Origin of the sequence: Paenibacillus sp. PL2-23, assembly GCF_040834005.1 — a bacterium.
Classification (GTDB): Bacteria; Bacillota; Bacilli; order Paenibacillales; family Paenibacillaceae; genus Pristimantibacillus.
Map to the genome: position 1 here is coordinate 1,096,283 of NZ_CP162129.1, position 24,295 is coordinate 1,120,577.

Sequence of the window (24,295 nt, forward strand, 5' to 3'; positions counted from 1 at the left end):
AGTGAGTTCGAAGTGCGAAAGCGCAAAGTGTTGAAAAAAACGGCAGCTCTTGTCCTGGCGACACAGCTGACACTTAGCTTGATGCTGGCGGCGGGGGCATCTGCTGATCCGAGCAGCCCTGCTCCTATTGTCGGCACACCTTACAACGCGCAGATGGCATACGACGTAACCGTGCCGCATGTTATTATTCATCAGGCATACGGAGCAGGCTTGACGACCGATACGGGGGTCGCGGTCTCCCATGGCTTCATCGAACTGTTTAACCCTACGAATGTGGATGTAGACTTGTCCGGCTGGTCGCTGCATTACGCGGATAGAGGGAGCAACGAACAGACAGGTCCAACGCTTGGCTGGAATAAGCTTGACTTAACAGGAACCATTAAGGCCAATTCGTCTTATCTGGTGAAGGGCAATGCCACGGGCGCAACAAATCCCAAGCTGGATCTGACGAACAAGGGCGACCAGGTGTGGCCGAACCGTTTTATCAATAATAAAGGCATGAAGGTTGTGCTCATGAGCAACCAGAATGCGCTTAGCGATACAGCGGATGTTAATCCATTTGTATCCAGGCCTAGTGGATATGTGGACATGCTTGGTACGGCCAGCAATGATAACGGCAGCACTATTGATGGGTACGAGACGGCCTATCCTACAGGAACGACGGAAGGAACCTCCAAGAAAAGGGCTGTCCGCCGTGATAAATTTACCGATTCGGACAATAACAAGTCGGATTTCCGCCAGATCGATTATGACGCAGCAACCGCGAACGAGCTTGCGACCTACGGTCCTAGAGCGGGCTCAGATGGTGCTTGGGCAGTTCAGCCGGCGCCGCTTGCGCTGGAGACGAATTCTCTGCCTGTCGCCTACCTGGATCAAGCCTATACAGCAACCATTACGGCTTCTGGAGGAACAGCGCCTTATACCTATCAGGCGACTGGCTTGCCGCAAGGCTTAAGCCTCTCCGCGGATGGTGTGGTCAGCGGCACACCGGTATCCCTTACCTCTGGCGTACAGGTGAATATCACGGTGACGGACAGTGCAAATCCGGCTGCCCAGGCTTCCAGAGCCTTCACGCTCGTTATACAAGCGAACCGCCCTGCGGTGGAGGACTCCTTCTCGCTGACCAAGATCGGCGAATATTCGGTTGGAACCACCAATGCGGATGGCGGCGTGGCCGAGATCGTCAAGTACAACAAGGACAACGGCAAGTTCTACTTGGTGAACGGAGCGACGACTCCGCCAAGTCTGGACATCGTCAGCCTGGGCAATGCGAGCGGAACGCTCGTGAAGGAGAGGTCCGTACTCGTCAAGAGTATGGCGGAGACAGGCGGCTTCGTCTTCGGCGATCTGACCAGTGTCGATGTGAATACGGTGAACAAGCGAGTATACGTCTCCATACAGGAAGCGGACCCTTTGAAAAGGGGTAAAATTCTGGAGCTGGATTATGACGGCAATCTTGTGCGCCAGTTCCAATCTGGCGTGCAGCCGGACATGATTAAGTCCACATCCGACGGACGTTATGTGTTGACGGCAGACGAGGCGGAGCCGCGTCTAGGCGCAGAAGACGCGCCAGGCAGCGTAACGATCGTGGATACGGTGAGCGGGACGTCGGTTCAGGTTTATTTTGACAATGGGAACGTGATTGACGATGCTGTGCATATTCGAGGCGCGGCGGATCCTACAGATGAACTCATTAAGAGCAAGGGCAGCAAGCAGGATGCCTATTACGATCTGGAGCCGGAATACATTGCGCTGTCCGGGGATCAGAGAACGGCCTATGTAGCCATGCAGGAGAATAATGCCATTGCCGAGATCAATCTGACTACGAAGACAGTGACATCGGTTAAGGGTCTTGGAGTAAAAGATTTCAGCCAAGCGGTTAATGCGCTTGATCTGAAGAAGGATGATCTGATTCTGCAGGAGAATGCTCCATTCTATGGCGTCTATATGCCGGACGGGCTGGCTTCGCATACCATCGGCGGTCAGACCTATCTGTTCACGGCGAATGAAGGCGATGCGACAGAATGGCCGGGACGCACGAACGCGACTGAGATTGGCGATGTGAAGGCTGCTCTGAACCCAAGCTCGGCAGCTTACGCTTTCTTGAATGGCACAACCGCGTATGACAAGGTCGAGGTCATGTCGGACTGGGGCAATGACGGGATCTACATGTATGGCGGACGTTCGTTCTCCATCTGGAATGCGGACACAATGGCGCAGGTGTATGACAGCGGCAGCGACTTCGAGGTCATAACAGGACAGCGCGTACCGGAATACTACAATACAAGCAACAGCAAAATCGCAAGGGATGACCGCAGCACGAAGAAGGGTCCAGAGCCCGAGGATGTGAAGACGGGAGTTGTGGGAAGCAAGGTATTTGCTTTTGTCGGATTGGAGCGCATTGGGGGCATTATGACCTATGACGTGACGAATCCACAGGCGCCGTTATTTGCGAATTATACGAATACGCGTGTGTTCGAGAACAGCGAAGGCAAGGTGAACCTGGATACGGATACGGGACCTGAAGGTCTTGAATTTATTCCGGCCTCCAGCAGCCCGACAGGCAGACCATTATTGCTGGTTGCCTATGAGGTAGGCGGCAAGGTTGGCGTATATGAGCTTGACGTAACCAAGGTTACGCTTGATCGCGCCACATTGGCCATGACAGCGGGCGTATCGAGCACTCGGATTAGTGCGACTGTGGAACCGATGGGCGAGGGTGCGTCAACCGTTGTCTGGTCGAGCTCCAACGAGGCGGTTGCCAGGGTAGATGCCAGCGGCAATGTGCAGGCTATTAGCGCAGGCACTGCCGTTATTACGGCTATCAGTGCCGACGGGTATGGCTCTGATGAGGTTGAAGTGACGGTATATCCTTATGTTGCTCCGATACCAACACCAACACCATCGCCAACGCCGAGCCCAGCACCAACAGCGACACCAGCGCCGACTCCGACGCCTGGCCCGACAGCAACGCCAACGCCTGCCCCTACGGGGCAGCCTGATGCGCCAAGCTTCAAGGATGCGGAGACGCATTGGGCAGCCAACGATATTCAGAAGCTGGCGTCGAGCGGCATTATGGAAGGCATGCCGAATGGCAGCTTCCAGCCGGACAAGAAGATGTCCAGAGCCCAATATGCGGCTGTGCTGTATCGATTGCTGGGACTGAAGGGAGAGAGCGTCGAGAGCAGCTTCAGCGACGTATCGCCTGACGCGTGGTACGCGCCTTATGTTGCAGCGCTCAGCTCCAATGGTCTTGTAACGGGCTTGCCGAACGGCACCTTTGCCCCGGACCAGGAGTTAACGCGTGAAGAAGCGTTCGTGCTGCTGTACCGCGCCTTGAAGGATCAGCTGCCACAGGCAGGAGGCACAACAGCAACAGCAGTATTCCGTGACAGCGAGAAGGTTTCGGATTGGGCGAAGGAAGCGGTTCAGGCGCTTGCCGAAGCCGGCATCGTGCAAGGAACGCCGAACGGCAATGTGAACCCGAAGGCGTTCATAACGCGAGCGGAGATTGCGAAGATTGTAGCTCAATTTGTGCAATAGCGAATAGAACGATGAAGAGCCGGGGGAGCGTAAGCCCTCGGCTCTTTCACTTGCGCTGGAGCAATTATGACTGAGCGGCCTGCATAAGCGCATATATTTTGCGCGTTGTATTGACGTTGCGAATGGTCACTTGGCTGTAGAGCTTCGTACCGATGATTTTGACCATACCGCTTCTGCCGGTATTCTTCCTGTCGCATGACCACAGGATGGCTCCATCTACATAGAGAATCCGATCAACCTGGGGATTCATGGCCAGCCCTTGAAGCGTCGATTCGTTGTTGACCTCATCCCACAGGAACAGCACGTCGCTCTTCATTGTGGTGTCATTCGTCCAGTCGGGGGGCAGCTTGTCCATAATGGTCCGGATCTCGTCGATGGTTCGAATCATCACTTTAATAGACAAGCCGAAATCCGCGTGAATCGCTTCCTCCAGCTTATCGGCCAGCTCTTGCTTCGAGGCTGCCCGGTCATCTGTAAAAATAATGTTGCCCGTATTAATGTACGTAACGACCTGAGACAAGCCGAGGCTTTGGAAAGTAAGCTTGAGCCGCTTCATCTCGATTTTATTGTTGCCGCCTACGTTGATGCCCCGCAGCAGAGCAATATATACCATCTTGTTCCCTCCTGGGGTGCTAGGATAATTTCCTGCGAATACGGCTGAGAGATACGGGATTGATCGCGAGAAACGCGGCAATCTGATACTGGGGGATGCGGTTCTCCAGGTCAGGGTATTGCTCCAGGAATAAGCGATACCGTTCCTCAGCGGACAATTCGATAAGCTCACGTTCCTTCAAGGACTTGGCGATAAACAGCCCCTCCGCGAGCCTTCTGCCGAACCGCTCCCAGCAAATGTGCCGCTCATAAAGAGCTTCCATCGTGGCCTTCGTGAAGGAGGCGCAGCGGGAATGCTCAAGCGCTTGGATCGAGAGGAAGGCGGGCGTGCCGGTGAGCAAGGCGCGGTAATCGGTGAATAACTGGCCGTTCGATATGAAGCTTTTGATATGCTCGGTGCCGTCCTCATTCTCGTAGAGCATACGGAACAGGCCTTCATCGCAGTAATAAATGGTCTCGCAAGGCTCGCCGCTTCGCGTAAGATATTGCCCTTTCTGGACCGTCCTCCAGGTCAGCTGCCGCTGGAAAAAAGCCAGCTCCTCCTCGGGAATTGGCGTTATCCGCCCCAGCGCGTCCGCGATGGATGCTTGATTCTGAGTCATAGGAATGGAATCACCTCAGCTCACATTCGTCATTAACATAGGTTATGGAACGGAATCCCTCTACGTTTTACACTCATCATAGCATAATGTTGGAAGCTGTATACGACCTATGAGAGAGGATGAGATTTGTTTATGCAAAAAAAACTCTGGATCGCGATGACAGTGCTCGCGATACTTGTATCTGGCTACGCGGTGGTGCAATATTATGTGCTTGATGCGGAGAAGGCGGGGTTTGTGCTGCAGAAGCTGGAAGCACAGCAATTGGAGAGGATCTGGTATGGGATGCTGTATGCCCATATCGCGGGAAGCGTCACAGCTCTTTTGCTTGGTTCAATCAACATGCTGAAGTCGGTGCGGGAGCGGCGTCCCAAGCTGCATCGGATCATGGGACGCGTCTATATGGCAGGGATAGTGCTTGGTGGACTGTCGGGAGCTTACCTCGCCTTCCAGGCAACGGGCGGAGCGGTATCTACCGCGGGGTTCCTGGTGTTATCCATCGTGTGGCTGCTTAGCGGCTTCTGGGCTGTGAAGACGATACGCGCCAAGCAAGCGGCGCAGCATCGAAGATGGATGATCCGTAATTATGCGCTGACGCTGGCTGCCGTGTCGCTGCGGCTCTGGCTTGCCTTGTTTGTCCTCGCGTTCGGGGAAGAGAACTTCGTTACCAGCTACACGATTATTTCTTGGCTGAGCTGGGTGCCCAATGCTCTGGCGGCCGAGTGGTATATCAGACGCTGGGGGCGGGGGAGCTCGGTACCGGTCGGCGCTTAAGTATCGCGGGCTTGCTTTCCTGCTTTCTTCGGTATGCATGTTCCGTTATAATAGGCGCATGAGCTGAAGCAGGAAGGAAGATTGGATGATGAATAATATTGTTTCATTAAAATGGCTGCTGGCCCGTATGTACGAGCCGGATATCGTTATTGTGGATTGCAGGTTCCTGATGGGCAAGCCAGACGCAGGACGCGCATTATACGAGGCATCCCATATTCCGGGCGCTGTCTATCTGGATCTGGAGAAGGATCTCTCCGCTCCGGTTGAAGAGAGTGGGCATGGCGGACGTCATCCGCTGCCGGACATCTTCGATCTGACGGTTGCGCTGAGCCGCGTCGGCATCGGCAATGAGTCCCGCGTCGTTGCTTACGACGACCAGGGCGGGGCGATGGCTTCTCGCCTGTGGTGGCTGCTGAAGTACCTTGGACATGAGCAGGTGTATGTGCTGGATGAAGGGTTCACGGCTTGGGTGAACGCCAGCTTCCCTGTCTCATCGGAGCAGAGAGTGCTGATCCCGGCCAAGTTTCTGGCGGAGGTCCAGCATACGATGCTCGCCCAGATGGACGAGGTGAAGGAGCTGCTGGGAGATGAACGCGTGACGCTGATCGATTCCCGCGAAGCGCCGCGCTACCGTGGCGAGGTAGAGCCGCTCGACAAGGTGGCCGGTCATATCCCGGGCGCAATCAACCGCTTCTGGAAAGATGGCCTTGCGGACAACGGCTCCTGGAAGGACGCCGTCGCCCAAGCCGAGCGCTTCGCCGACCTGGACCGCGACCGCGAGCTGATCGTCTACTGCGGCTCCGGCGTCACGGCCACTCCGAACGTCATCGCGCTGCAGGAAGCGGGCTTTAGCAAGGTGCGGCTGTACGCGGGGAGCTGGAGCGATTGGATCTCTTATGAAGGGAATCCGGTTGCTACTGGCGAAGAGTAAGAGCCGAAGAGTGTATAATAGCAGTAATTACTTAATGAATACATCGCCATGCGGCTTACGTGCCACGGCGATGTATTTTTTGCCCTAAATTCAACATGGAGTCACAAGTGGCTCTTGAGAATACTTGCAGAGTTGATTCATGCAAACGTCCATTCGGATGCCTCGCGATGCCCTGCACAGACAAACAAAGGGTCAAGAAAGCTGCCCATTATTACCGTAACACAATTTCATAATTTAGAAGTGTCACAATTCCAGTGAATCAACAATTGAAAATTGATTGGTACGAATCAACAATCAGTCAACAATATAGAGATAAAGATGAATCGTTTGGTTATAAGTGGGCGCGATCATTTGCACAAGATTCTTTCGGGTTATTTTAACTGGATTAGTTATGTAGGAAAACCGGTTGCTATTGGCGAGAAATAAGAATGGAAACAAATTTCTTATTCGATCATTCAAGGTGTTGTATAATTATTGCAAAAGTATCGGTGAGAAAAGAGGAAGCTTAATGTTGCATATGCTACATATTTCTGATCTTCATTTTCCGAGTGAAAACTTAATATTTGCCGAAAGAGAACTACGTAATGGATTGGTAGAACTTATTGAAGATATTGACGCAGAAAATTTATTCTTTCTTATAAGTGGTGATATCACATTTAAAGGGAGGCCTGAGGGATACAGGGAGGCAACAAGGTTTTTCCAGGATATAATCAATTCAACGGGTAATAAAATCAAACCATCAAATATTCTTTTGTGCCCGGGAAATCATGATATTGTTCGTGAAGGGGGCTTTGAAGAGTTTAATGTGTTTGCGTACTCTCTGAGAAAAGATAATAGATTTTCATATGGTGATAAATCATATGTTATTTATGAAACGGAAACAGAATTTTTCTTAGGTATAAATTCTTGCTATCACTTAGATCACCAATATGGTTTTGTAAATATTGAAGAACTCTCAAGGACTCTTGAGCGGATTGAATTCAGAAAGCACACGCGTAAGGTGGCATTTACACATCATCATTTAATAAATCAATTCCAAAATGATATATCTTCCATCCGCAATGCAAGCAAATTAATAATACTCTTGGACGAGTATGGATTTGAGACCGTATTTCATGGTCACCAGCACAATAACTCAAATCTTGTTTTGGGAAGATCACAAATGTTTGCTTTCGGTGTTCAAGCACCAGGTTTTCCTATGCCCGGTTACACAAGTGGATTGAATTATTATAAAATTAACGATGATGGGTTAGAATTGTGGAAGTACATCTATTCAAGGGATAACGTAAGTCAAGGGAATGTCGGTGGATTTTTAAAAAACGGTCCGGTCCAATACAGCAGAAAGAGTTGAATTATGAAAAATCTATTTATTGTTTTTGAAGGAATCGATGGCTCAGGCACCTCTACACAGGCTGGTCTTCTCAGGGACTATTTTTTAGCTAGAAACGAAAGAGCTATTGTCACATCAGAGCCTTCTGAAGGGCCAATTGGAAATCTAATTCGTCAAGGTTTGAAGCAGAGGGTTTTATTCACTGAGAATATAGCTAAGTTTGATCAACAAATGGCATATTTATTTGCAGCAGATAGGCATGATCACTTATACAACTCGGTTGATGGAGTATTCAAGAAAATAAATGATGGGTTTCACGTTATCAGCACTCGATACTTTTTTTCTTCTTATGCTTATCATTGTAAAAACGATTCTGACTTAAAGTTTGTTAAGCGGTTAAATGTAGAATTCCCAGAACCCGACCTAGTTGTGTACATAAACAACCCAATAGAAATATCTTTACATAGAATAAATCAGCGATCTGTTCAGGATGTGTATGAAAATCAAGAAAAGCTGGTACTAGTTAAGAGTAACTACGAGAAAATCTTTTCTCAATATACTGGGAATCTGTGTGAAGTTGACGGCAACAAGGATGTTAAGAGTATACATTCTGAGATAACAGAATTTATTGAAGGGAAGTTTGGCCGTGGATGATGAGTTCATTAAAGTGGAAAATTTTGAAGAAATACTTTCTTTAGCAAAAGAAATGGTTTCTGTTGGAGACTACAAACTTAATTTTTCTCTAAAAGTTAAGTATGGAATTGAGTTGGTTAAAACACCACAACTATTGGATGTATCTACAGAGGCGGAGGCATGGCAAAATCCTGTGCAACCGACATTTTTACAGATCAACCATGGAAGCTATATCGGGGAAAGTGGAATTAATCATGTAATAGAAGAATTAAAAATTAAACAACATTCTAATAGGGCTTTAGTGTCATTAATAAATCAAAAAGATATTATGAAGAGTGGGGATAACCCCATTCCTTCATTTATGATACTTCAATTTAGTCAGGAAGGTAACGAACTTTATGTGACTGCATACTTCCGCGCTCTTGAAGTTTCTAAATTTCTAAGGATCAATATTGAAGAAGCGAGGATTATTATAAATCAGATTTACAAAGAGATACCGAATATTACAAATGTAAAATTGAACATTTTTGCTTTTAGAGCATACGTGAAGGAACAACAAACTACACTAAGGAAACAAGAGATTGACTTAATGCCAGAGCGTCAATTATTGATATTGATGCAAACTAACCCGAAAAAAATGATTACCTTACTTAAGGAAAAACTGCATGAGAGTACAGTAATTGAGAATGGTTCATTAAATTTGATCAACGAAATAATTAATGACTCAAGTGCTCGAGCTACCTTACATAAGTGCTTCAGTGGTGAATTATTAAAAGATGTACTTAAAAAAGCTTTAGCTAGTAGCCAGGAATTAATGGATCTTAGGCGGAAAACTTCACATAATCCACGTATAAATGAATTGAATACTGAGTATTTAGGTTATTTAAATCGATTTATAGAGGAAGTTGAAAAATGCCTTTATCAATAAAAGAAATAAAGTTATTACAAGAGCGTTTTGATAAAATGCATGGTGGTAGAAAGCCATTTTTTGAAAAGGTCACTGAAGAAAATATTGAAGTTCTTGAGCACCTTATTGTTTGTCTGGTAGGAGAGGTGGGTGAGTTCTCAAACATAGTTAAAAAAATTAGCAGAGGCGACTTCACTTATAACGAAAAAATAGATGAATTAAAAGATGAACTTGCAGATATATTTATTTACCTTATAAAGATTTCCAATCAAAGTGAAATTGATTTAGAAAAATGTTTTCTGGAAAAGTTAGAAAAAAATCAGAAAAGATTTGAGAGGTACGAAATTAATGAAGACATTTAATACCACGAATTTTTCAGATATGTATTATGACATGTTGGAATGGGGATATACTTATAACGGAACGTACACGCAATCTAGAGTGGGAGAGGCTATGGATTTAGGTCCAGCTTATTTTGAAATTCAAGATGATGAGTTCCGTTTACCATATCTCATGAAAAGAAACCTAAACCCATTTTTTGCATTGGCGGAATTCTCTTGGCTTATATCGGGCTCGAATGAGTTAAAACCACTTGAACACTATATTAAGGATTATAATAAATTTTCTGATGATGGAGAAACATTGAATGGAGCGTATGGTCATAGACTAAGACATTATTTTGAATACGATCAGATTCAAAAGGCTATTGATAGTTTGGCGACTAACCCTAACTCTCGTCGAATTGTGTTGAGTATGTGGTCAGTCGATGACTTATCTGTTGAATCAAATGATCTCCCTTGCAATATTTCTATTATCCTAAAAATCAGAAATCACAAGCTCGATATAACTGTATTAAATAGATCGAATGATCTATTTTTAGGAGTACCTTATAATGTTTTTGTTTTTTATTTATTGCAGGTTTATATTTCAGAAAAGTTAGGTATTAAAGCGGGAACTCAACGACATTTTACAAATTGTCTTCATATATACAAAAAAGATATGGATAAGATTTCAAAAGTTATCGCAGCAAATAACAAAACAGCTTTAAAGGCTATATCCAGTCGCATACCTTCTTTTACGTCTTCTCTATATGTCCGTGAAAATCATAATAAAGTTAACCGGCAAGAATATAAAGGCTTGTTGGATGATGATATCTCTAATTTCTTTCAGTCTTATAAAGTATATATTGAATCGAATGATCTTGAGAGAGCGGTCGACCAACTTCCTCATAACCTACTAGGATATGTGGCTTTTCTATGGTACTGTGAGAAAAAAGATTTTAAGCACACGTCTAAATTTTTTGAAGAAGTGTTGAAGGAGGCTAATATGAAAGAGGATTTGCAAAGACTCGAGACAATAAAGTATGAAGATGCATCGAATATAAAGTCGTTTATTCTGGAATTAGCAAAAAAACACATTAGCCTTGCTATTGATTTTATAAACATAGTAAATGAAAAAAGTCATTTTTATTCTTTTAAGGTTCATGCAGTTGACAAAGAAAAATTAGTCCAGAGTGTCTTTTTATCGCTTGTAATGTGTAGCATTGCGTCAAACATGGCGCCTAATACGAGACAGTTGTTCACGCAGCGACTTAAACAAGCAACAGAAGAGCTTGAACTTGTATTTGAAGACATACTACACTTCACCAAATTTGAATCGAAGATTCGGAATCTTATTGAAAATTGTTAGTTGTTTTAGCTGGTGGGTCGGAGTAGTGCGGAGGACTGTACAGGCGCTAGGCTTTGGCACGTTAGGCTCAGGTGGTCGGAGAGAAGAGAAAGTGGCGCGTTGGGTACATGTCGGGGTTGTACCAGGTGATTGTCGGGAAACCGCTGACACGCCGCGAACCAAGCTCGTGATCTCAGCGGTAGAAACGACCGCCCTCGATCATCGTTGTTCGTAGCATAATGGGACCGGCGGATTGTGACGCTCTGTACATGCCATGGACTTGGCGCGTGTAACCATTTACAGGGCAGAATCTACAGCTGGAGCGATTGGATTAGTTATGAGGAGAATCCGGTTGCCACTGGCGAAGAGTAAGAGCCGAAAGCTGTATAGCAGTATGTGACTCGGAGTACATCGCCCATGTGGCGATGTACTTCTTTGCGTTGGGCTCAGGGGTTCTGAAGTCAACACAGAGTCAACTCTCGCCTTCTAAAACGTGTTTAGGAGCACTCCGGACCCTTCACGGATCGACCTTCCGCTCAGCTTTGCTAGATGCATCGAGCAGACCTCCGGAAATGAGCATACTCGAAGCTATGCATGCACAAAGATGGTTGATCGGCTCCATCTTTCTCGGTAGGGCTCTAGATTGCCTATTGTGTAAAAGCTTTGATGTTACTGCTGATCCATAATGTCCAGAAAATGATCACGTTAGTTGTCCAAGGTCTGATCGTAATCATGTCCATAGAGACTCAATGAATGGGAAAGCCGAGAGTATTACGGCTTTCCCATTTCTGCTAAACGAATCGAATGTGGTAAATGTCTTTGTTTCTTAAGTTAAATCGGGTTTCTCTCATGATCACGTACCAATAACGGTCAAGCTCGAGTCGACATGGGATGCCGCGATCCCCAATGCGAATTTCAAAACATTCACCGCAGTAAACAGGATAAGCGTTCTCTCCTAGCTGGACAAACCAACTATTTGCGTCCCGATCGTACGTCATCCGGTTCCAAGGCTCGTTCATGACAATTCACCCTGAATCACGTGCTTCACCATATGATCGTCAATGATGCGGCGCTTGATCTGGGCTCCGTAGATGAGGCAATGAGTGCTCAACTTGTTGATGAGTCTGGCCGATCCGCCCGAGAATCGGTAAACTTCATTTACCGCCTCATCCGAGAATATCTCATGATCGGTGCCGGCATATGCTAACTGACGCTTCAAATATTCGCCGACTTGGGAACGGTCGAAATAGGGCAGCTTGCACTGAAGGTCAATCCGCTGACGAATCGCTGCATAGGATTGGAGACGAAGCTTGTCCCATAGCTCGCTCTGCCCGACTAGAATCAGTGCCATAGGGCTTTGCGCATCCATCTTGCAGTTGAGCAGGAAGCGCACTTCCTCTAGCATCTCCCGATCAAGCAGATGGGCTTCATCTACGACGACAACCGGTTCCAGTCGATGGATGCCGCGCATGAGCTCCACTTCGCGATGTAGCTGACGCTTCGCATCGCCCCGGTAGAACTTCGACTCGCATCCGAGTTGTTCGAGCAGCCCTTTGTAGAAGTGGCGCGGCGTTAGCTTGGAGTCCGACAGGTACAGCAGCCTATACTTTGCGGCATCCAGCATGGCGGCAAAACGGCGGACGGTCGTCGTCTTGCCCGTCCCGCAGTCGCCGCTGATGACGGCGAATAATTGGCGCTCAGCAGCGTATTGCAACCGGTCCAGCATCTCTTCCATAGCACTCGCCGGATAAAGCTCTGTCACGGGAATATCCCGAGCAAATGGTGTACGGGTCATGTCGTAGAAGGATTCAAACATCCTTGCCAGCCTCCTTCCTCAGCATGCGGTAGGAGACGGCCGGCGTTTGGGTTTGTGCGCGCTCGTCATGCTTCCGCTCGGCACCTCGGAGCAAGCGGGATTCCGTTGCTGACTGCTTCTGCAAATGCTCTGGAAGGGCCGGCCGCTTGCCAGCCCTTTCTCCAATGATGAGCTCCCGTGCTTTCCAAGGCGTACATCCCTCGTATTCGATCGTCACTTCTGTGATATCTGCCGGGTCATAGACGACTTGAACCGTTTGCCCAATGAACAACAGCCCAACTTCATACTTCTTGCCTTGAAAGCTGATACAGCCGGCCTTATCCACTTTCCGCTGTTCCGCGTGGAGGAAGCTGGCCGCGAGGTGCTCGGAATTTACGAACTGAAGCGCTGCCGGATCGCTCCGAAACGCAGCTTCGGGTGTTTGTTTGTTCGCCAGCGCGGCATGGGGTTTATTCTGGTAGCACTCCGAAAGCCATACTTGGAACCAGTCGTTAAGCTCGGTGAGTGTCTTAACGTTCTCAAGCGCGACCTCGTCCAGAAAGCTCTGCACAGCGCCGTTTAGACGCTCAACCTTGCCTTTACTTTCCGGAGAGTAGGGCTTGGCAAAGAGCAAGCGAATACCGAGTTTCGCGCACGTCCGGTTCATCCAAGTCGTGCGGTATTGCTTGCCGTTGTCGAAGTACACGGCCTCTGGGACACCGTATTTCTCGATCGCTCTTCGGAAACTGTCCTCGACGATGGCTTGCTCCATCGACGCGTAGAAGGCTCCATGCAGCACATACCGCGTCGCGTCATCCACGAATAACACCAGATAGACTTGTTTCTTCGAACCGCCAGGACCAATGGGAAGGTACGGCCCATACTTGATGTCACTCTGCCATAAGCGATTGCGGGACTGCTTCTGAAAGCGCCGCGCGGCCGTACCGCCACCGGCATACATCCGCATCTGCCTTGAACTGTAACCGCGCCTGGTTAATCTCGCCTGCAGGGTGCTGCGTTTAATTATTCCAGGTGCGATCTTCTCCTCCCATTCGAGGATCTGGATAATTTGGCGCACACTCCGCTTCGGCACCTCCCGCCGAAGCAGGATCGCTTCTTCCAGCACCTCAGTTGGTATGGTGTCTGGCAGCGGCTTCCGGCCTTTGAGTTTCGGCTTGAGTCCGTCGAACCCATCCTTGCGATATTCGGCCAAGTACCGGCGCAGCGTCCTCTCTGATAAGCCGGACTGCGCACAAATGGCCGACTTTAACTGAGCCGCCTTCGCCGCATCCAGACCGGATGCTAGGAGCGGCGACAGCAGTTGAAAGCGTTCCGCCGCAACCTCGTCCGATTTCTTTTGTCTGTTCATCCTCATGCCTCCATTTACTAGGGTTAGCATGAGTCTAAAACAAGCTTCAGCGGACAGACAGGCAGAACGGGTCTGTAACCCAAAGATTTAAATTGGCGATGGGGCGGACAGTTCTTCCTAGCCATCCGGCTGCGTCACCGACATACCGTCCTAAAGCGTGGAGTGCGGACTGTGGAGCAACGGACGCTTGTTCCACAGGAAGCTGAAACCGGGTACTAATGGCGTGTAGAGCTGCTGCTGCATACACCGCCCAAACCTGAAACCAGGCCAGCCATCTAGAAATGGTGGATTCGTCTGCGGCTACTACCGAAGCATCTGGTTCTGCCCATACACCTTCGATGCTTTCAGCGTCATAACGCTTGTAGGGGACAAGCAGATCCGGCAGTTCATGATGAATTCTCGCGCATGGCCTACAATACAACCTCCGAATGATGAGCTTCGCCCGTTCTCCGCTGCTTCTGTACCACACCCGCCTCCGGCTGCCCGCGACCTCTAACCGGCCTCCGCAGCAAGGGCAGGGAACCAGTTCCGCACTCCTAACAAAAAACGCCGGATGCAGACTCCTTCTCAACCAGCGTGAAATCTGATACAATGACCATATTCTTGAGGTGACGCTTCCGGTTATGCTGCTACCAACAGCATGACGATTACGGGAGCGTTTCTTCTTTCTTTAGACTGATAGTATGGTCACTATATCGGTCTAAATTCGGACATTTATGAACGTCAACTTCCGGCTATTAACGGACGACAGAAACACTTTGAGTCAACGACTGGAAACCTCCATATGAGTGATCAACATCAAATCAACAGATTAGGAAAAGAGAATAGCAGAAATTCTCAGCTCCGCCACTTACAAATTATGCTATAATTAGACAAGCACGTGGAACGGCTTGCAAGGGTGGTCGGCTACCTCTCGACGAAGGGAGGGATGCCCATGGAGGTTAAAGATGCTTTGACGTTGATGATCGGTTTTGGGGCGCTTATTATAGCGCTGCTGACGCTGGTCGTTGCTATCATTGCAATATTTAATCAACAAAAATAGACCGCCCCACTGCCAGGTGAACGGTCCATTTCTGACTAAATAACCGAAGCCGACCGCCTTTGAAGCGGTCTACTGTGCTGCCCGGAGTCGTGTTAGCGCACGGCTCCTTCTTTAGTTTTATTATAACGGCGCGGATATATACATGCAATACGATAATCGCTTATGCGCATATTCAAGTGTGCGCAATAGAAATCAATCACATGTTGCCACTGACGTAGGAAAGGAAGATATTATGCAAGATAAAATAGAGGGGTATACGGTATTCCACTTGCAGACATTCCTTCTGTAAAGTCTTTTTTCGAGAAGCCTCCTTTTCATATACCGAGGGGCGACGTTATATTCTATCGAGAAATGATTTTATCTATAGAGAGGTCAATTAATTTGTTAGAAAAGCTGCCTAAACAATTAGTTCATCATGATTTATTGGTGTTCAACTTATTGGCTCATGAAAATAAAATTAAAGGTGTTCTGGATTTCGATTTCATTTCGCTTGATGTGAGTTTCATGGAGTTTGCTATTTGCCTTAATCATGTCTTACAGATGTCTAACGGATCTCTAGAAATGGCTGAGGCATATGATTATAATACTCCTCTACAGCGATTGCTTGAATCCTATTTGCTATGAAAACCTTAACCATCTTGTATTGGGCGAGATTTGAGGGCAAAATCTACAACTGGAGCGATTGGATTAGCTATGAGGGGAATCCGGTTGCGGTAGGGGATGAGGAGAAGGCTTAGACGGCATAGTAGTATGTGATTTGGAGTACATCGCTCAAGTAACGATGTACTTCTTAGCGTTGAGCTCGAGGCTCGAAGTCGACAGGGAGTCAACTCCCGCTCTCAGTAAGTACTTACAACATGCCTCCGCTCGGCTTTGCTCAATACATCGTACAGACACATCGAGCATGAGCCTCTGTGGCGCTGGCAGCACACAAAGAAGGCCGGTCAGCCCTCCTCTGACTTCCTGAAAACTTACGTCAACGTATTGTCTCTATATCTATCCCATGGCAATTTTCTGATGCAACAGTATTAAAAGACTAAACCCTAATACAAAAATAACTGAGACTAGAACTCCATTTAGCAATTCATTCTGGGTGTATCCTATCAATATAAAGATTAGTGCAATCACGGTACTAATTAATGCAAGGATTTTTTTATGTTTATTAAGACTAATAGAAGGCCTGTTTAGAAAAATGTTGTACCCAAGCCAAGATCCAAAAATGATGTGATAAACGAATTGGTTTATTATCAACCCAATAAAATAAAGTGACAATAAAACAGAAAATAAGAAAATAGCATTTAATTTGATTCGTTTAATGATACTCATTGCGAATCCCCCATAACTCTATGTTAAATATGTGAACTCATAGGCATATCACCGATAATCATTTTTAGTTGCTCTGTAGCTACGGATGAAGAGTAAGAACCAAAAGCTGTATATCAGTATGCGAATCGGAGTACATCGCCCATGTGGCGATGCACTCCTTTGCGTTTGGCTCAAGGGCTCCAGAGTCAACATGAAGTCAACTTTTGCCCTCTGAAAACATTTTCATGAGTGTTCCGGACCCTTCACGGATATATCTTCCGCTCAGCTTTACTAGATACATCGAGCAGACCTCTGGAAATGAGCATCCTCGAAGCTATTCATACACAAAGATGACCGATTCGGCAGCAGCAATTCCTTCACTTCACCACTTACAAATTATGCTATAATTAGACAAGCACGTGGAACGGCTTGCAAGGGTGGTCGGCTACCTCTCGTAGAAGGGAGGGATGCCCATGGAGGTTAAAGATGCTTTGACGTTGATGATCGGTTTTGGGGCGCTAATTATAGCGCTGCTGACGTTGGTTGTTGCCATCATAGCAATATTTAATCAACAAAAATAGACCGCCCACTGCAAGGTTACGGTCTACTCTCGACTAGTTAACTGAAGCCGACCGCCTTTGAAGCGGTCTACTGTGCTGTCGGAGTCGTGTTGGTCGCACGGCTCCTTCTTTAGTTTTATTATAACGATCCCTGTTTATACGTGCAACATACAGAATTTTGGGTGAAATATTATCTTTGTAACGAAAGAGGTGAATATCACATGAATTTGTATTATTCTATGATCGGTCGATTGCTAGACGGTAGGACGTCGATTCGAAATGAGGGCTATTACATACTGGATGATCAGAATGAGGTAGTGTTTTGCAGGGAAGCGCCGAATCAAACCGAAATCGTGACGCTTGAGCGCTTTACGGATGCATTGGCGGAAGGCTGCAGAAATATAATTCGCTCTTTCTCCGAAACCTCAGACAACAAACAGGTATATGTTTTTGCCCTGTGTGCGGACGAATACAACAGCATCCGGGTATATGCGAATACGAAGAGTTGTTTCGAGAAAACGTTACAGGAGTATCAGACTCGTAATGCTGATTATGAGAAACAAGATCGGATTCAGTCGCTGAAGTATAATTGCGGGGATTTCGATTTCGAGTTTTGGCAAGACCACATGGGCTTGAGTGGACGATACATCTCACTTTTTGAATCAATTGCATACCAGGCTGCGGATGTAGACAAAGGAGATTACGAACAGCCTATAGCGGGTACTGCGGTTATCGCATTCGAAGCGGGCATCATCGAAAATGGATACTACGTATGCGCGCTCGAGGCGCTGCAGCGTCTGGTGAACGAGGAGGCTTTTGATATTTTGGATAAATCCGATGATTTTATAGCCTATGCTTTTACAAGAGATGATTACACGGATTATGGATTCGTCATGAGAAAGACGATCGACCAAGACTTGTTTTACCGAGTATTCCCAGATATTAAGGAGTTAGATGAGCAGTTTAACGAGGAAATGAACCGGAACAGGAATTTGTCTGTTGGCGATTTCATTGATTATTGGTCTGATGCCATTGATAGCGATTATAGTTTAGAACCACCATTTACTTATATTAAACCTGCTATGGAGATATTTTTGCAGCTTGAGCGTTTTGGCAATGAATTGGCCAAGGAGTGCCTTGAAAGATTAGCGGCACTCGCAAGTCTGGATCATTTGGACAGAAAAGATTATGCAAGACTTGGATTTTATATCGAAGCTCTCTACTTCTGTGGACCATTAACATCAAATCAATTGAAACAGTGCATGGAGATTGGAACGAAATTATCCGAGGCAGGAGAAGAAGTTCTGATTGAATATGCGAAGGAACTAGATGCGATTGCAAGCTGACTCGGAGCAACACGATAGCTGGAGCAATTGGATTTCGTATAGCGAGAATCTGGTTGCTGTAAGGGGCCGAGGAGACAACGGAAGACGAATAGTAGTGTTCGAATCGGAGTACATCGCTCATGTATTTGTTTGCGTTCTGCACGGGGGAGTTTCGATCTTCTTGTCGGCTACCTCTCGACGCAGGGAGGAATGTCTTATAGCGTTGCTGACGCTGGTTGTCGCAATCGTCGCAGCGTTTAACCAAAAGAAATAGACCGCACCCCTGCAAGGAATGCGGTCTATTTCTGGTCTTTTCTGCCCAAGCCGACCGCCTTTGAAGCGGTCTTCTGTGCTGCCGGGAAGGATCTTAGAGGCGCTGTCCAAGCCTCTGCCGAATCGCCTGTTCAATCGAATCCATTGGATCGCTTCCTGGTTTTGGAATGTAGTAGAGAGGCTCCTTCGATTTGGTATACAGTCCGCTTGCAACGGCAATCTCGGCGTTGATGGCTCCTTTGTCTTCAACGAGCGTATCTAGTAATGTGTTGGAGCTCCCTGACAGCTTCGTCTGTAATGCTGCATATACGACTTCGACCATATCTCCGCGCAAGAAAGGCTTCGCATTCGCTAGGCGCGCTGCTGAATCCGCGGCGAGCAGCCCATTATTCCACGAAAGCTCCTCTACATTGGAAGGCGCAGCATGGGGATACCCTAACAACCGATTGATCAGGGTTAGAAACTCTTTTCCTGTCATCATTCGATCTGGTGCAAACGCGCCATTCCCGATGCCCTTCACATAACCTTTGCTGACGGCGTAAGCGATCTCGTTCGCTGCCCAGTTCGTGCTCAACACATCGGTGAAGGCAGGCTTGAGCTTTACTTTAGCGGCCGCATCAGCTTCACCGGAGAGACGAAGGAGCATCACAACTCCTTGTGCGCGAGTAAAAGAATCACCTAACTGATAGCCCTTATTCGTTCCTGTGAATAGGCCCAGTTGCTTTAACGTATCAGCTTTTACCGTATTGCTGGCATACGTGGAGGCCGTGGCGGACAGAGCGGATACTTCCTTTGCGGAATTATCCACTTCCGGTTGCTTCGGTTGTTCATTCGTATGCTCTGGCGTTGCCGATTCTGGATTCGTTTCTTCCGGTTTAGTGGCACCTGGCTGCATTTCTTCTGCCATCGGATTCTCGTCTGTCGGTGCCTCCGGCTTAGCCTCAACTTCTACGCCGTTCAATTCTCCAGCATGGACGAGAGAAGCGGGATCAGAGGTGTAGAGGAGATCGTATGATGTGAAAAAACCACGAAGTTGATAGCCCGTCAATGTGCCATTGGGATCAAAGGATTGAACGAGGGTAACCTCCTTCATGGGCTGATTTAAATCCTTCACGACTGTATGGCCGTCCAGCTTCTTGCCCGACCAGAATTCAATAGATGTTTGTTTTTTGGTTATATAGGAAGTATCGTAAAATTCGTTGTTTAACGTGTTGCTCAAGAAGCGCTCTGAGCTGCCTTCTCCGGTCATGCTGATGAATTGCTCTTCTATGTATTGATCGCCCGTGTACAAATGAACAATACCATATAAGATCTGAACCGGCTTGTCCGGGCCGCCGGCAAGAGACGTAAACCAAGAGTCGACAATAGCGATCTGTGGATAGACAGTGAACTCCGCAGCATAGACGACCTCAATTCGATCAAATTCATATTTCAGTTGTCCATCCGCTGCCGACGCCTGAGTGGTCGGGATCATAAGCATGACAGCTAGCAACAGTGCAAACATCCAATGACGAGATCTATTAACCATTCCAACATCCATCCTCGCTATAATAGTTACTAATTACTATAATAATGAGAAATGGGGGGTTGTCACTCTCTATATAATTTGATAATCGTTTCCATTATCGCAAAATTAAATCGACACACGCTGTAAGGTGACGGTCTACTCTCGGCTACTGAAGCCGACCGCCTTAGAAGCGGTCATATGAAAACTGAATAAAGGGGTTGTGTCCAATGAATAAAGTAGACAGCATTCTGCTACAGATCAATAATCATACGAAGCTAGGGGACTTACGGAAAATCGCGAAGGACATCAAAAGGGATCACGAGCTAGCTATGGAGCTCTGGTCCACCGGAGATTTTTTGCCTAGATTATTAGCCATCTTAATTATGGACAAAACCCTTATCACACAAGATCTGCTAGATAAGCTGGATAGGGACATGCACATTCACACATTCGAAGAACGCAATAACTTAATGGATTGGTTAATGGCTAATCAGCTCACCAAGGACAAGAAGATGGTTGCATGGATGGAGGGGTGGCAACATAGCCCTTCAGCTCTTCAAAGGCGAGCCTTTTGGTATTATAAAGCTCGATTGAGATGGATGGGACAAACACCGCCTGACAACAACGCAGACTTGCTGTCTGCTATTGAAGCTGCTATTTCACAGGAAGAACCGGAGGTTCAATGGGCTATGAATTTCACGGCAGGCTGGATTGGTGTTTACGATCCAGCGAATCGAGCACGTTGCATAAAGCTTGGTGAGGAAACGGGTCTATATAGGGGCGATATGGTATCAAAGGGTTGTACGCCTAATTATTTGCCGGAGTTCATTGCGATTGAGGTGAATAAACGGAACAATAAATAGTTGCCCCTCGAAGGCATGAAGAAGGGACGGTGCCAGCATGAGTAGCGTATCCGATCATGATAAGCTGGAATCGATAAAATCGATGCAATCTACATGGGTTCACAATTATGGCGGAACAGGACGATGAGTGGCAGCTTGTGCATATGTCATTGAAAAAATAAAGCATGATTCTTCTGTTGAAGCATTATACTTTCTGTGGTAGATATTGTAATAGAAACAAATGACTAACGAAAAGAGGGATTGGCATGTGGGAGCGGCGTGAGCTCAAGCGAAGAGCGAAGGAGGTGCTGCGCAAGTCGTATTGGAAGGCGTTTTTGGTTGGCATTATATTAGCCTTTGTATCGGGTGGAATCAGTCCGCCATCGTTTAACTTTGGGTCGACTGAGATGTCCAGAACAGAGACGACAAATGTCGATTGGGAGATTCTTGCCCCATTTCTGGTCATAGGTATCATTATTATTGCAGCCATCTTTTTATTCTTTCTTGCGTTCCGTATTTTTCTCGGGTTTCCGCTTACGGTCGGTGCCATGCGATATTATAAGCAGGCCGCGGAGGGAGATGCCAATCTCAACCATTTGGGTTTTGCGTTTAATAAAACGAGATACTGGGGTACTGTCAAAGCGTTGCTGTGGAGCACCTTTCTGAACCTCCTCTGGTTTCTGCTGCTCTACATTCCGGGAATCGTCAAATCGTATGCTTACAGTCTTGTGCCGTTTATTCTCGCGGATAATCCCAATATCGGCTACAAGCGCGCTGTGGACTTGAGCAATCGCATGACGCGGGGCCATAAATTTCGTATTTTTGTATTGGATTTAAGCTTTGTGGGCTGGATTCTTCTTGGCGTCCTGGCGCTGTTTATCGGTGTTCTGTTCGTCATACCCTACATCTATTCCACCAAGGCGGAGCTTTATTTGGAGCTGCGCCAGGAGGCGCTGCAGACCGGGCTGACAACGGAGGATGAGCTGCACTTGAACCATACACCAGCTCTATAAGCTGCGGTGAGCGTGACGGGTAAATCTATACATTCGAATTGTTGACGATGCTGGGAGATTCAGCTATATTTATAACAAATATAAAGGCTATGTAACCTAAGGGTTCAACCTCGCACAGACGCGCGGTTGGGCCCTTTTTTGCATACCCTGCCATTTCATTAACGAGGAGGAAGATCAGAATGGCCCAAATGGAAATGCTGCTCCAGCGTTTGGAGGATATCGGGAAGGTGCTTGAGCGGAATGGTGATGCGCTGGCCTTGCTGGGACTTGGCTCAGTGGGGATCGAGACGGACCGAATCGATGAGTATTCGGATTTGGATTTTTTTGTTATTGTGAGTCCTGGGAGCAAGCAGCGTTATATTGAGCGTTTGGATTGGCTGGAAGTCATCTGCCCCATAGCCTATCGCTTCCAAAATTGCGAGATCGGATATAAGTTTTTGTTCGAGGACGGTATTTATGGAGAGTTTGCGGTATTCGAGGAGGCTGAATTGGAGAGGGCTGCTTACAGGAACGGGAGAATCGTCTGGAAGCACCCTGCCTATACCAATGACGAGCTTCTTGTCAGAGATGCGTCATCATCCCCGGACAAACGGGCAACCATCGACCATGCCGTCGGCGAGGCGTTGACCAACCTCTATGTTGGGCTGGGGAGATACGCGCGAGGCGAGAAGCTGTCGGCACTCAAGTTTATTCAGAGCTACCCTATTGATGGGCTGCTGTCTGTGATGCATATCATCGAGCCTGAAGTAGATGCTTACCCCGATGTATTCGGCAATGAAAGAAGGGCGGAACGAAGATTTCCCGCGTTTGCAAGCCTGCTGGGGACCTTGCTGCAAGGCTATGATAAGATCCCCGAGTCTGCTGTCCAGCTTCTTCATTTCCTGGAGGCAATACATCCCATCAACCCTAGAATGCGTGCCGAGATTCTGGCGCTGGCGGAGCATTGCCGCCATATTCGTTCATAGTTCAGCTCAATCCTCGCGAACCTTCATATTTCGGGCCCAGTAGAGCACCGGCGTAGCCAGGAACGAAATCAGCAGCTTCAGCAGGTAAGTCGTTAGGAAGATCTGAACCCATATGTCCCAGGAGTGGATGTTATAGAACGCGATCGCACAGAAGACCAGGGAGTCGACAAACTGGCTGACGAGTGTGCTGCCGTTGATCCGAATCCAGAACTGGTTCCGTACGGGAAACCGCTTTTTCAGGTAGCTGAACACCCGAACATCAAGAAATTGGCTGACAAAATAGGCGCACATGCTTCCAGCCGCAATCTGCGGCAGGAATCCGAAGATAGCCGTAAGCGGCTCATGAGCGAAGTCCTCGGCCTGTGGAACAAACGCTAACGTCATCTGCATGACGATCGTGGATGCGATAAGGGTGAAGAAGCCGAACCATACGGCTTGTCTCGCCGCTGAATAGCCGTATTTCTCATTAAGCAAATCGGTGGTCATATAGATGGACGTGTAGATGGTATTGCCTAAGGTCATGACAATGCCCAGCGTGCCGATGGACATCTCAATCGTTTTGGTTACCTGAATATTGGCGATAACGGTAGCGAACCCAATCCAGGCATACAAGCCTTTTTTGCCAAATAAACGGTAGCATAGCAGAAACAGGCCGAAGTGGACGAGCATAAACAGCACGCCCCAATACAGATTAAACATCATTTCTTATCCCCCTTAGTTTTGGTAACGCGGGATGGTCTCGAACCGCGACTGCCGATGTGGACAGCCACTATCCTAACAGCTTTTCCTCGGCTTGAAAAGCATAAACGGGGGAGAAGGGCTGATTATTTTTGACCGGCATTTGCTTAGGTACAACCTCAAGTGGACCTGCATATGATGTAGGGAGCTAGGAGGTGATGCAAAATGTTTGGATCGCTTACGCATTGGATGGAAGTCGCGATGTGGGTCGTGATGGGGTCGATGGCAGCCGATTTTCTGGTGGGATTGTTCATGTCGCTGAAAGCCGGCAAGCTGTCTCACGAGCTTGTTCTGGGCTACCTGAAGGACGTTGTGTATTATGTGCTTCCGCTGTTTGTTCTGGCCGGCATGACCGCTATGGACGCGACGGGATGGATCGTGCTAACAGGGTACTATGTCGGAGCCCTCGCAGTTGTCGTCAAATATGTGCATGACATGAAGTCGAAGCTGTAACCGCATACACTCCTGAATAGGGAACGCCAGTTAAGGAAATAGCCTCGATTTCACAAAATCGAGGCTTCTTTGCGCGCTTTGCAGGGGGTATGTCGGGATTGGGGCACGCAT

The 24,295-nt window shown here is 47.6% G+C and carries 24 protein-coding genes; 16 read left to right on the top strand and 8 right to left on the bottom strand.

Features of this window, described 5'->3' with window-relative positions; translation table 11 throughout:
* Positions 1-12: 12 nt before the first annotated feature.
* On the top strand, positions 13-3,543 hold the full coding sequence (locus AB1S56_RS04710) for a choice-of-anchor I family protein (protein ID WP_340873658.1): 3,531 nt from the start codon (positions 13-15) through the stop codon (positions 3,541-3,543).
* Between the two features lie 64 nt (positions 3,544-3,607).
* Here the strand turns inward: AB1S56_RS04710 and AB1S56_RS04715 are convergent, their stop codons facing one another.
* Together AB1S56_RS04715 and AB1S56_RS04720 are read right to left on the bottom strand one after the other, a co-directional pair.
* Positions 3,608-4,156 (bottom strand): DUF1697 domain-containing protein, encoded by a 549-nt coding sequence (locus tag AB1S56_RS04715; RefSeq protein WP_340873659.1) that lies wholly within the window; start codon positions 4,154-4,156, stop codon positions 3,608-3,610.
* Between the two features lie 19 nt (positions 4,157-4,175).
* On the bottom strand, positions 4,176-4,757 hold the full coding sequence (locus AB1S56_RS04720) for a Crp/Fnr family transcriptional regulator (protein ID WP_340873660.1): 582 nt from the start codon (positions 4,755-4,757) through the stop codon (positions 4,176-4,178).
* Positions 4,758-4,889: 132 nt separating this feature from the next.
* On the opposite strand from AB1S56_RS04720, the gene AB1S56_RS04725 reads away from it, so the two are divergent.
* From AB1S56_RS04725 to AB1S56_RS04755, 7 genes are all read left to right on the top strand, one after another.
* Positions 4,890-5,528 (top strand): DUF2306 domain-containing protein, encoded by a 639-nt coding sequence (locus tag AB1S56_RS04725; RefSeq protein ID WP_340873661.1) that lies wholly within the window; start codon positions 4,890-4,892, stop codon positions 5,526-5,528.
* A gap of 88 nt (positions 5,529-5,616) precedes the next feature.
* Positions 5,617-6,459 (top strand): sulfurtransferase, encoded by an 843-nt coding sequence (locus AB1S56_RS04730; protein WP_340873671.1) that lies wholly within the window; start codon positions 5,617-5,619, stop codon positions 6,457-6,459.
* A gap of 508 nt (positions 6,460-6,967) precedes the next feature.
* The gene (locus AB1S56_RS04735) at positions 6,968-7,810 is read left to right on the top strand and encodes a metallophosphoesterase (protein ID WP_340873662.1); all 843 of its coding nucleotides are present in this window, start codon (positions 6,968-6,970) and stop codon (positions 7,808-7,810) included.
* A gap of 3 nt (positions 7,811-7,813) precedes the next feature.
* Entirely contained in the window at positions 7,814-8,443 is a 630-nt protein-coding gene (tmk, locus tag AB1S56_RS04740; protein WP_340873664.1) for a dTMP kinase, read from the top strand.
* A complete protein-coding gene (locus tag AB1S56_RS04745) occupies positions 8,436-9,350 on the top strand; it encodes a hypothetical protein (protein ID WP_340873666.1) in 915 nt (304 codons plus the stop codon). The genes tmk and AB1S56_RS04745 overlap by 8 nt, the downstream gene beginning before the upstream one ends.
* Positions 9,335-9,691 (top strand): MazG nucleotide pyrophosphohydrolase domain-containing protein, encoded by a 357-nt coding sequence (locus AB1S56_RS04750; protein WP_340873668.1) that lies wholly within the window; start codon positions 9,335-9,337, stop codon positions 9,689-9,691. Before AB1S56_RS04745 ends, AB1S56_RS04750 begins: the two co-directional genes overlap by 16 nt.
* Entirely contained in the window at positions 9,678-11,018 is a 1,341-nt protein-coding gene (locus tag AB1S56_RS04755; protein WP_340873669.1) for a thymidylate synthase, read from the top strand. Before AB1S56_RS04750 ends, AB1S56_RS04755 begins: the two co-directional genes overlap by 14 nt.
* A 770-nt stretch (positions 11,019-11,788) precedes the next feature.
* On the opposite strand, the gene AB1S56_RS04760 is transcribed toward AB1S56_RS04755, so the two are convergent.
* From AB1S56_RS04760 to AB1S56_RS04775, 4 genes are read right to left on the bottom strand one after another with little or no spacing between them, the layout of a single operon-like run.
* Positions 11,789-12,016: a DUF5348 domain-containing protein gene (locus AB1S56_RS04760; RefSeq protein ID WP_340871918.1), complete on the bottom strand. Its 228-nt coding sequence runs from the start codon at positions 12,014-12,016 to the stop codon at positions 11,789-11,791.
* A complete protein-coding gene (locus AB1S56_RS04765) occupies positions 12,013-12,813 on the bottom strand; it encodes an ExeA family protein (RefSeq protein ID WP_367903357.1) in 801 nt (266 codons plus the stop codon). The genes AB1S56_RS04760 and AB1S56_RS04765 overlap by 4 nt, the downstream gene beginning before the upstream one ends.
* Positions 12,806-14,161: a DDE-type integrase/transposase/recombinase gene (locus tag AB1S56_RS04770; protein WP_367903356.1), complete on the bottom strand. Its 1,356-nt coding sequence runs from the start codon at positions 14,159-14,161 to the stop codon at positions 12,806-12,808. Before AB1S56_RS04770 ends, AB1S56_RS04765 begins: the two co-directional genes overlap by 8 nt.
* A gap of 46 nt (positions 14,162-14,207) precedes the next feature.
* A complete protein-coding gene (locus AB1S56_RS04775; protein ID WP_340873551.1) occupies positions 14,208-14,630 on the bottom strand; it encodes a DUF6431 domain-containing protein in 423 nt (140 codons plus the stop codon).
* A gap of 465 nt (positions 14,631-15,095) precedes the next feature.
* Between AB1S56_RS04775 and AB1S56_RS04780 the strand changes: the two genes are divergently transcribed.
* The 4 genes from AB1S56_RS04780 (at position 15,096) to AB1S56_RS04795 (ending at position 18,414) form a co-directional block, all read left to right on the top strand.
* Positions 15,096-15,203 carry a putative holin-like toxin gene (locus AB1S56_RS04780; RefSeq protein WP_340873553.1) on the top strand — a complete coding sequence of 36 codons (108 nt, stop codon included), beginning with the start codon at positions 15,096-15,098 and terminating at the stop codon, positions 15,201-15,203.
* Positions 15,204-15,584: 381 nt separating this feature from the next.
* Positions 15,585-15,827 carry a phosphotransferase gene (locus tag AB1S56_RS04785; protein ID WP_340873555.1) on the top strand — a complete coding sequence of 81 codons (243 nt, stop codon included), beginning with the start codon at positions 15,585-15,587 and terminating at the stop codon, positions 15,825-15,827.
* A 1,154-nt stretch (positions 15,828-16,981) separates the two neighbouring features.
* Positions 16,982-17,089, top strand: a complete 108-nt coding sequence (locus AB1S56_RS04790; RefSeq protein ID WP_340873553.1) for a putative holin-like toxin — start codon at positions 16,982-16,984, stop codon at positions 17,087-17,089.
* Between the two features lie 200 nt (positions 17,090-17,289).
* Positions 17,290-18,414, top strand: coding sequence for a DUF4303 domain-containing protein (locus AB1S56_RS04795; RefSeq protein ID WP_340873556.1), 1,125 nt, complete (start codon positions 17,290-17,292; stop codon positions 18,412-18,414).
* A gap of 346 nt (positions 18,415-18,760) precedes the next feature.
* Here AB1S56_RS04795 and AB1S56_RS04800 read toward each other — a convergent pair whose 3' ends face one another.
* Positions 18,761-20,194 carry an S-layer homology domain-containing protein gene (locus AB1S56_RS04800; RefSeq protein WP_340873559.1) on the bottom strand — a complete coding sequence of 478 codons (1,434 nt, stop codon included), beginning with the start codon at positions 20,192-20,194 and terminating at the stop codon, positions 18,761-18,763.
* Positions 20,195-20,400: 206 nt separating this feature from the next.
* On the opposite strand from AB1S56_RS04800, the gene AB1S56_RS04805 reads away from it, so the two are divergent.
* The 3 genes from AB1S56_RS04805 to AB1S56_RS04815 all read left to right on the top strand — a co-directional run bounded on the left by AB1S56_RS04805 (position 20,401) and on the right by AB1S56_RS04815 (position 22,993).
* Entirely contained in the window at positions 20,401-21,036 is a 636-nt protein-coding gene (locus AB1S56_RS04805) for a DNA alkylation repair protein (protein WP_340873560.1), read from the top strand.
* A gap of 245 nt (positions 21,037-21,281) precedes the next feature.
* Positions 21,282-22,028 (top strand): DUF975 family protein, encoded by a 747-nt coding sequence (locus AB1S56_RS04810; protein ID WP_340873561.1) that lies wholly within the window; start codon positions 21,282-21,284, stop codon positions 22,026-22,028.
* A 179-nt stretch (positions 22,029-22,207) separates the two neighbouring features.
* Positions 22,208-22,993, top strand: coding sequence for a hypothetical protein (locus tag AB1S56_RS04815; RefSeq protein WP_340873563.1), 786 nt, complete (start codon positions 22,208-22,210; stop codon positions 22,991-22,993).
* Positions 22,994-22,999: 6 nt separating this feature from the next.
* Here AB1S56_RS04815 and AB1S56_RS04820 read toward each other — a convergent pair whose 3' ends face one another.
* Positions 23,000-23,692, bottom strand: coding sequence for a queuosine precursor transporter (locus AB1S56_RS04820; protein ID WP_340873581.1), 693 nt, complete (start codon positions 23,690-23,692; stop codon positions 23,000-23,002).
* A gap of 204 nt (positions 23,693-23,896) precedes the next feature.
* On the opposite strand from AB1S56_RS04820, the gene AB1S56_RS04825 reads away from it, so the two are divergent.
* Complete coding sequence (locus tag AB1S56_RS04825; protein ID WP_340873565.1) at positions 23,897-24,184, top strand: hypothetical protein; 288 nt, start codon at positions 23,897-23,899, stop codon at positions 24,182-24,184.
* Positions 24,185-24,295 lie beyond the last annotated feature (111 nt).

Bases quoted from the DNA above. Each gene is read 5' to 3' on its own strand.
- AB1S56_RS04715 (WP_340873659.1), bottom strand. From the start codon at position 4,156: ATGGTATATATTGCTCTGCTGCGGGGCATCAACGTAGGCGGCAACAAT.
- AB1S56_RS04720 (WP_340873660.1), bottom strand. From the start codon at position 4,757: ATGACTCAGAATCAAGCATCCATCGCGGACGCGCTGGGGCGGATAACG.
- AB1S56_RS04725 (WP_340873661.1), top strand. From the start codon at position 4,890: ATGCAAAAAAAACTCTGGATCGCGATGACAGTGCTCGCGATACTTGTA.
- AB1S56_RS04730 (WP_340873671.1), top strand. From the start codon at position 5,617: ATGAATAATATTGTTTCATTAAAATGGCTGCTGGCCCGTATGTACGAG.
- AB1S56_RS04735 (WP_340873662.1), top strand. From the start codon at position 6,968: ATGTTGCATATGCTACATATTTCTGATCTTCATTTTCCGAGTGAAAAC.
- tmk (WP_340873664.1), top strand. From the start codon at position 7,814: ATGAAAAATCTATTTATTGTTTTTGAAGGAATCGATGGCTCAGGCACC.
- AB1S56_RS04750 (WP_340873668.1), top strand. From the start codon at position 9,335: ATGCCTTTATCAATAAAAGAAATAAAGTTATTACAAGAGCGTTTTGAT.
- AB1S56_RS04755 (WP_340873669.1), top strand. From the start codon at position 9,678: ATGAAGACATTTAATACCACGAATTTTTCAGATATGTATTATGACATG.
- AB1S56_RS04760 (WP_340871918.1), bottom strand. From the start codon at position 12,016: ATGAACGAGCCTTGGAACCGGATGACGTACGATCGGGACGCAAATAGT.
- AB1S56_RS04765 (WP_367903357.1), bottom strand. From the start codon at position 12,813: ATGTTTGAATCCTTCTACGACATGACCCGTACACCATTTGCTCGGGAT.
- AB1S56_RS04770 (WP_367903356.1), bottom strand. From the start codon at position 14,161: ATGAACAGACAAAAGAAATCGGACGAGGTTGCGGCGGAACGCTTTCAA.
- AB1S56_RS04780 (WP_340873553.1), top strand. From the start codon at position 15,096: ATGGAGGTTAAAGATGCTTTGACGTTGATGATCGGTTTTGGGGCGCTT.
- AB1S56_RS04790 (WP_340873553.1), top strand. From the start codon at position 16,982: ATGGAGGTTAAAGATGCTTTGACGTTGATGATCGGTTTTGGGGCGCTA.
- AB1S56_RS04795 (WP_340873556.1), top strand. From the start codon at position 17,290: ATGAATTTGTATTATTCTATGATCGGTCGATTGCTAGACGGTAGGACG.
- AB1S56_RS04800 (WP_340873559.1), bottom strand. From the start codon at position 20,194: ATGGTTAATAGATCTCGTCATTGGATGTTTGCACTGTTGCTAGCTGTC.
- AB1S56_RS04805 (WP_340873560.1), top strand. From the start codon at position 20,401: ATGAATAAAGTAGACAGCATTCTGCTACAGATCAATAATCATACGAAG.
- AB1S56_RS04810 (WP_340873561.1), top strand. From the start codon at position 21,282: ATGTGGGAGCGGCGTGAGCTCAAGCGAAGAGCGAAGGAGGTGCTGCGC.
- AB1S56_RS04815 (WP_340873563.1), top strand. From the start codon at position 22,208: ATGGCCCAAATGGAAATGCTGCTCCAGCGTTTGGAGGATATCGGGAAG.
- AB1S56_RS04820 (WP_340873581.1), bottom strand. From the start codon at position 23,692: ATGTTTAATCTGTATTGGGGCGTGCTGTTTATGCTCGTCCACTTCGGC.
- AB1S56_RS04825 (WP_340873565.1), top strand. From the start codon at position 23,897: ATGTTTGGATCGCTTACGCATTGGATGGAAGTCGCGATGTGGGTCGTG.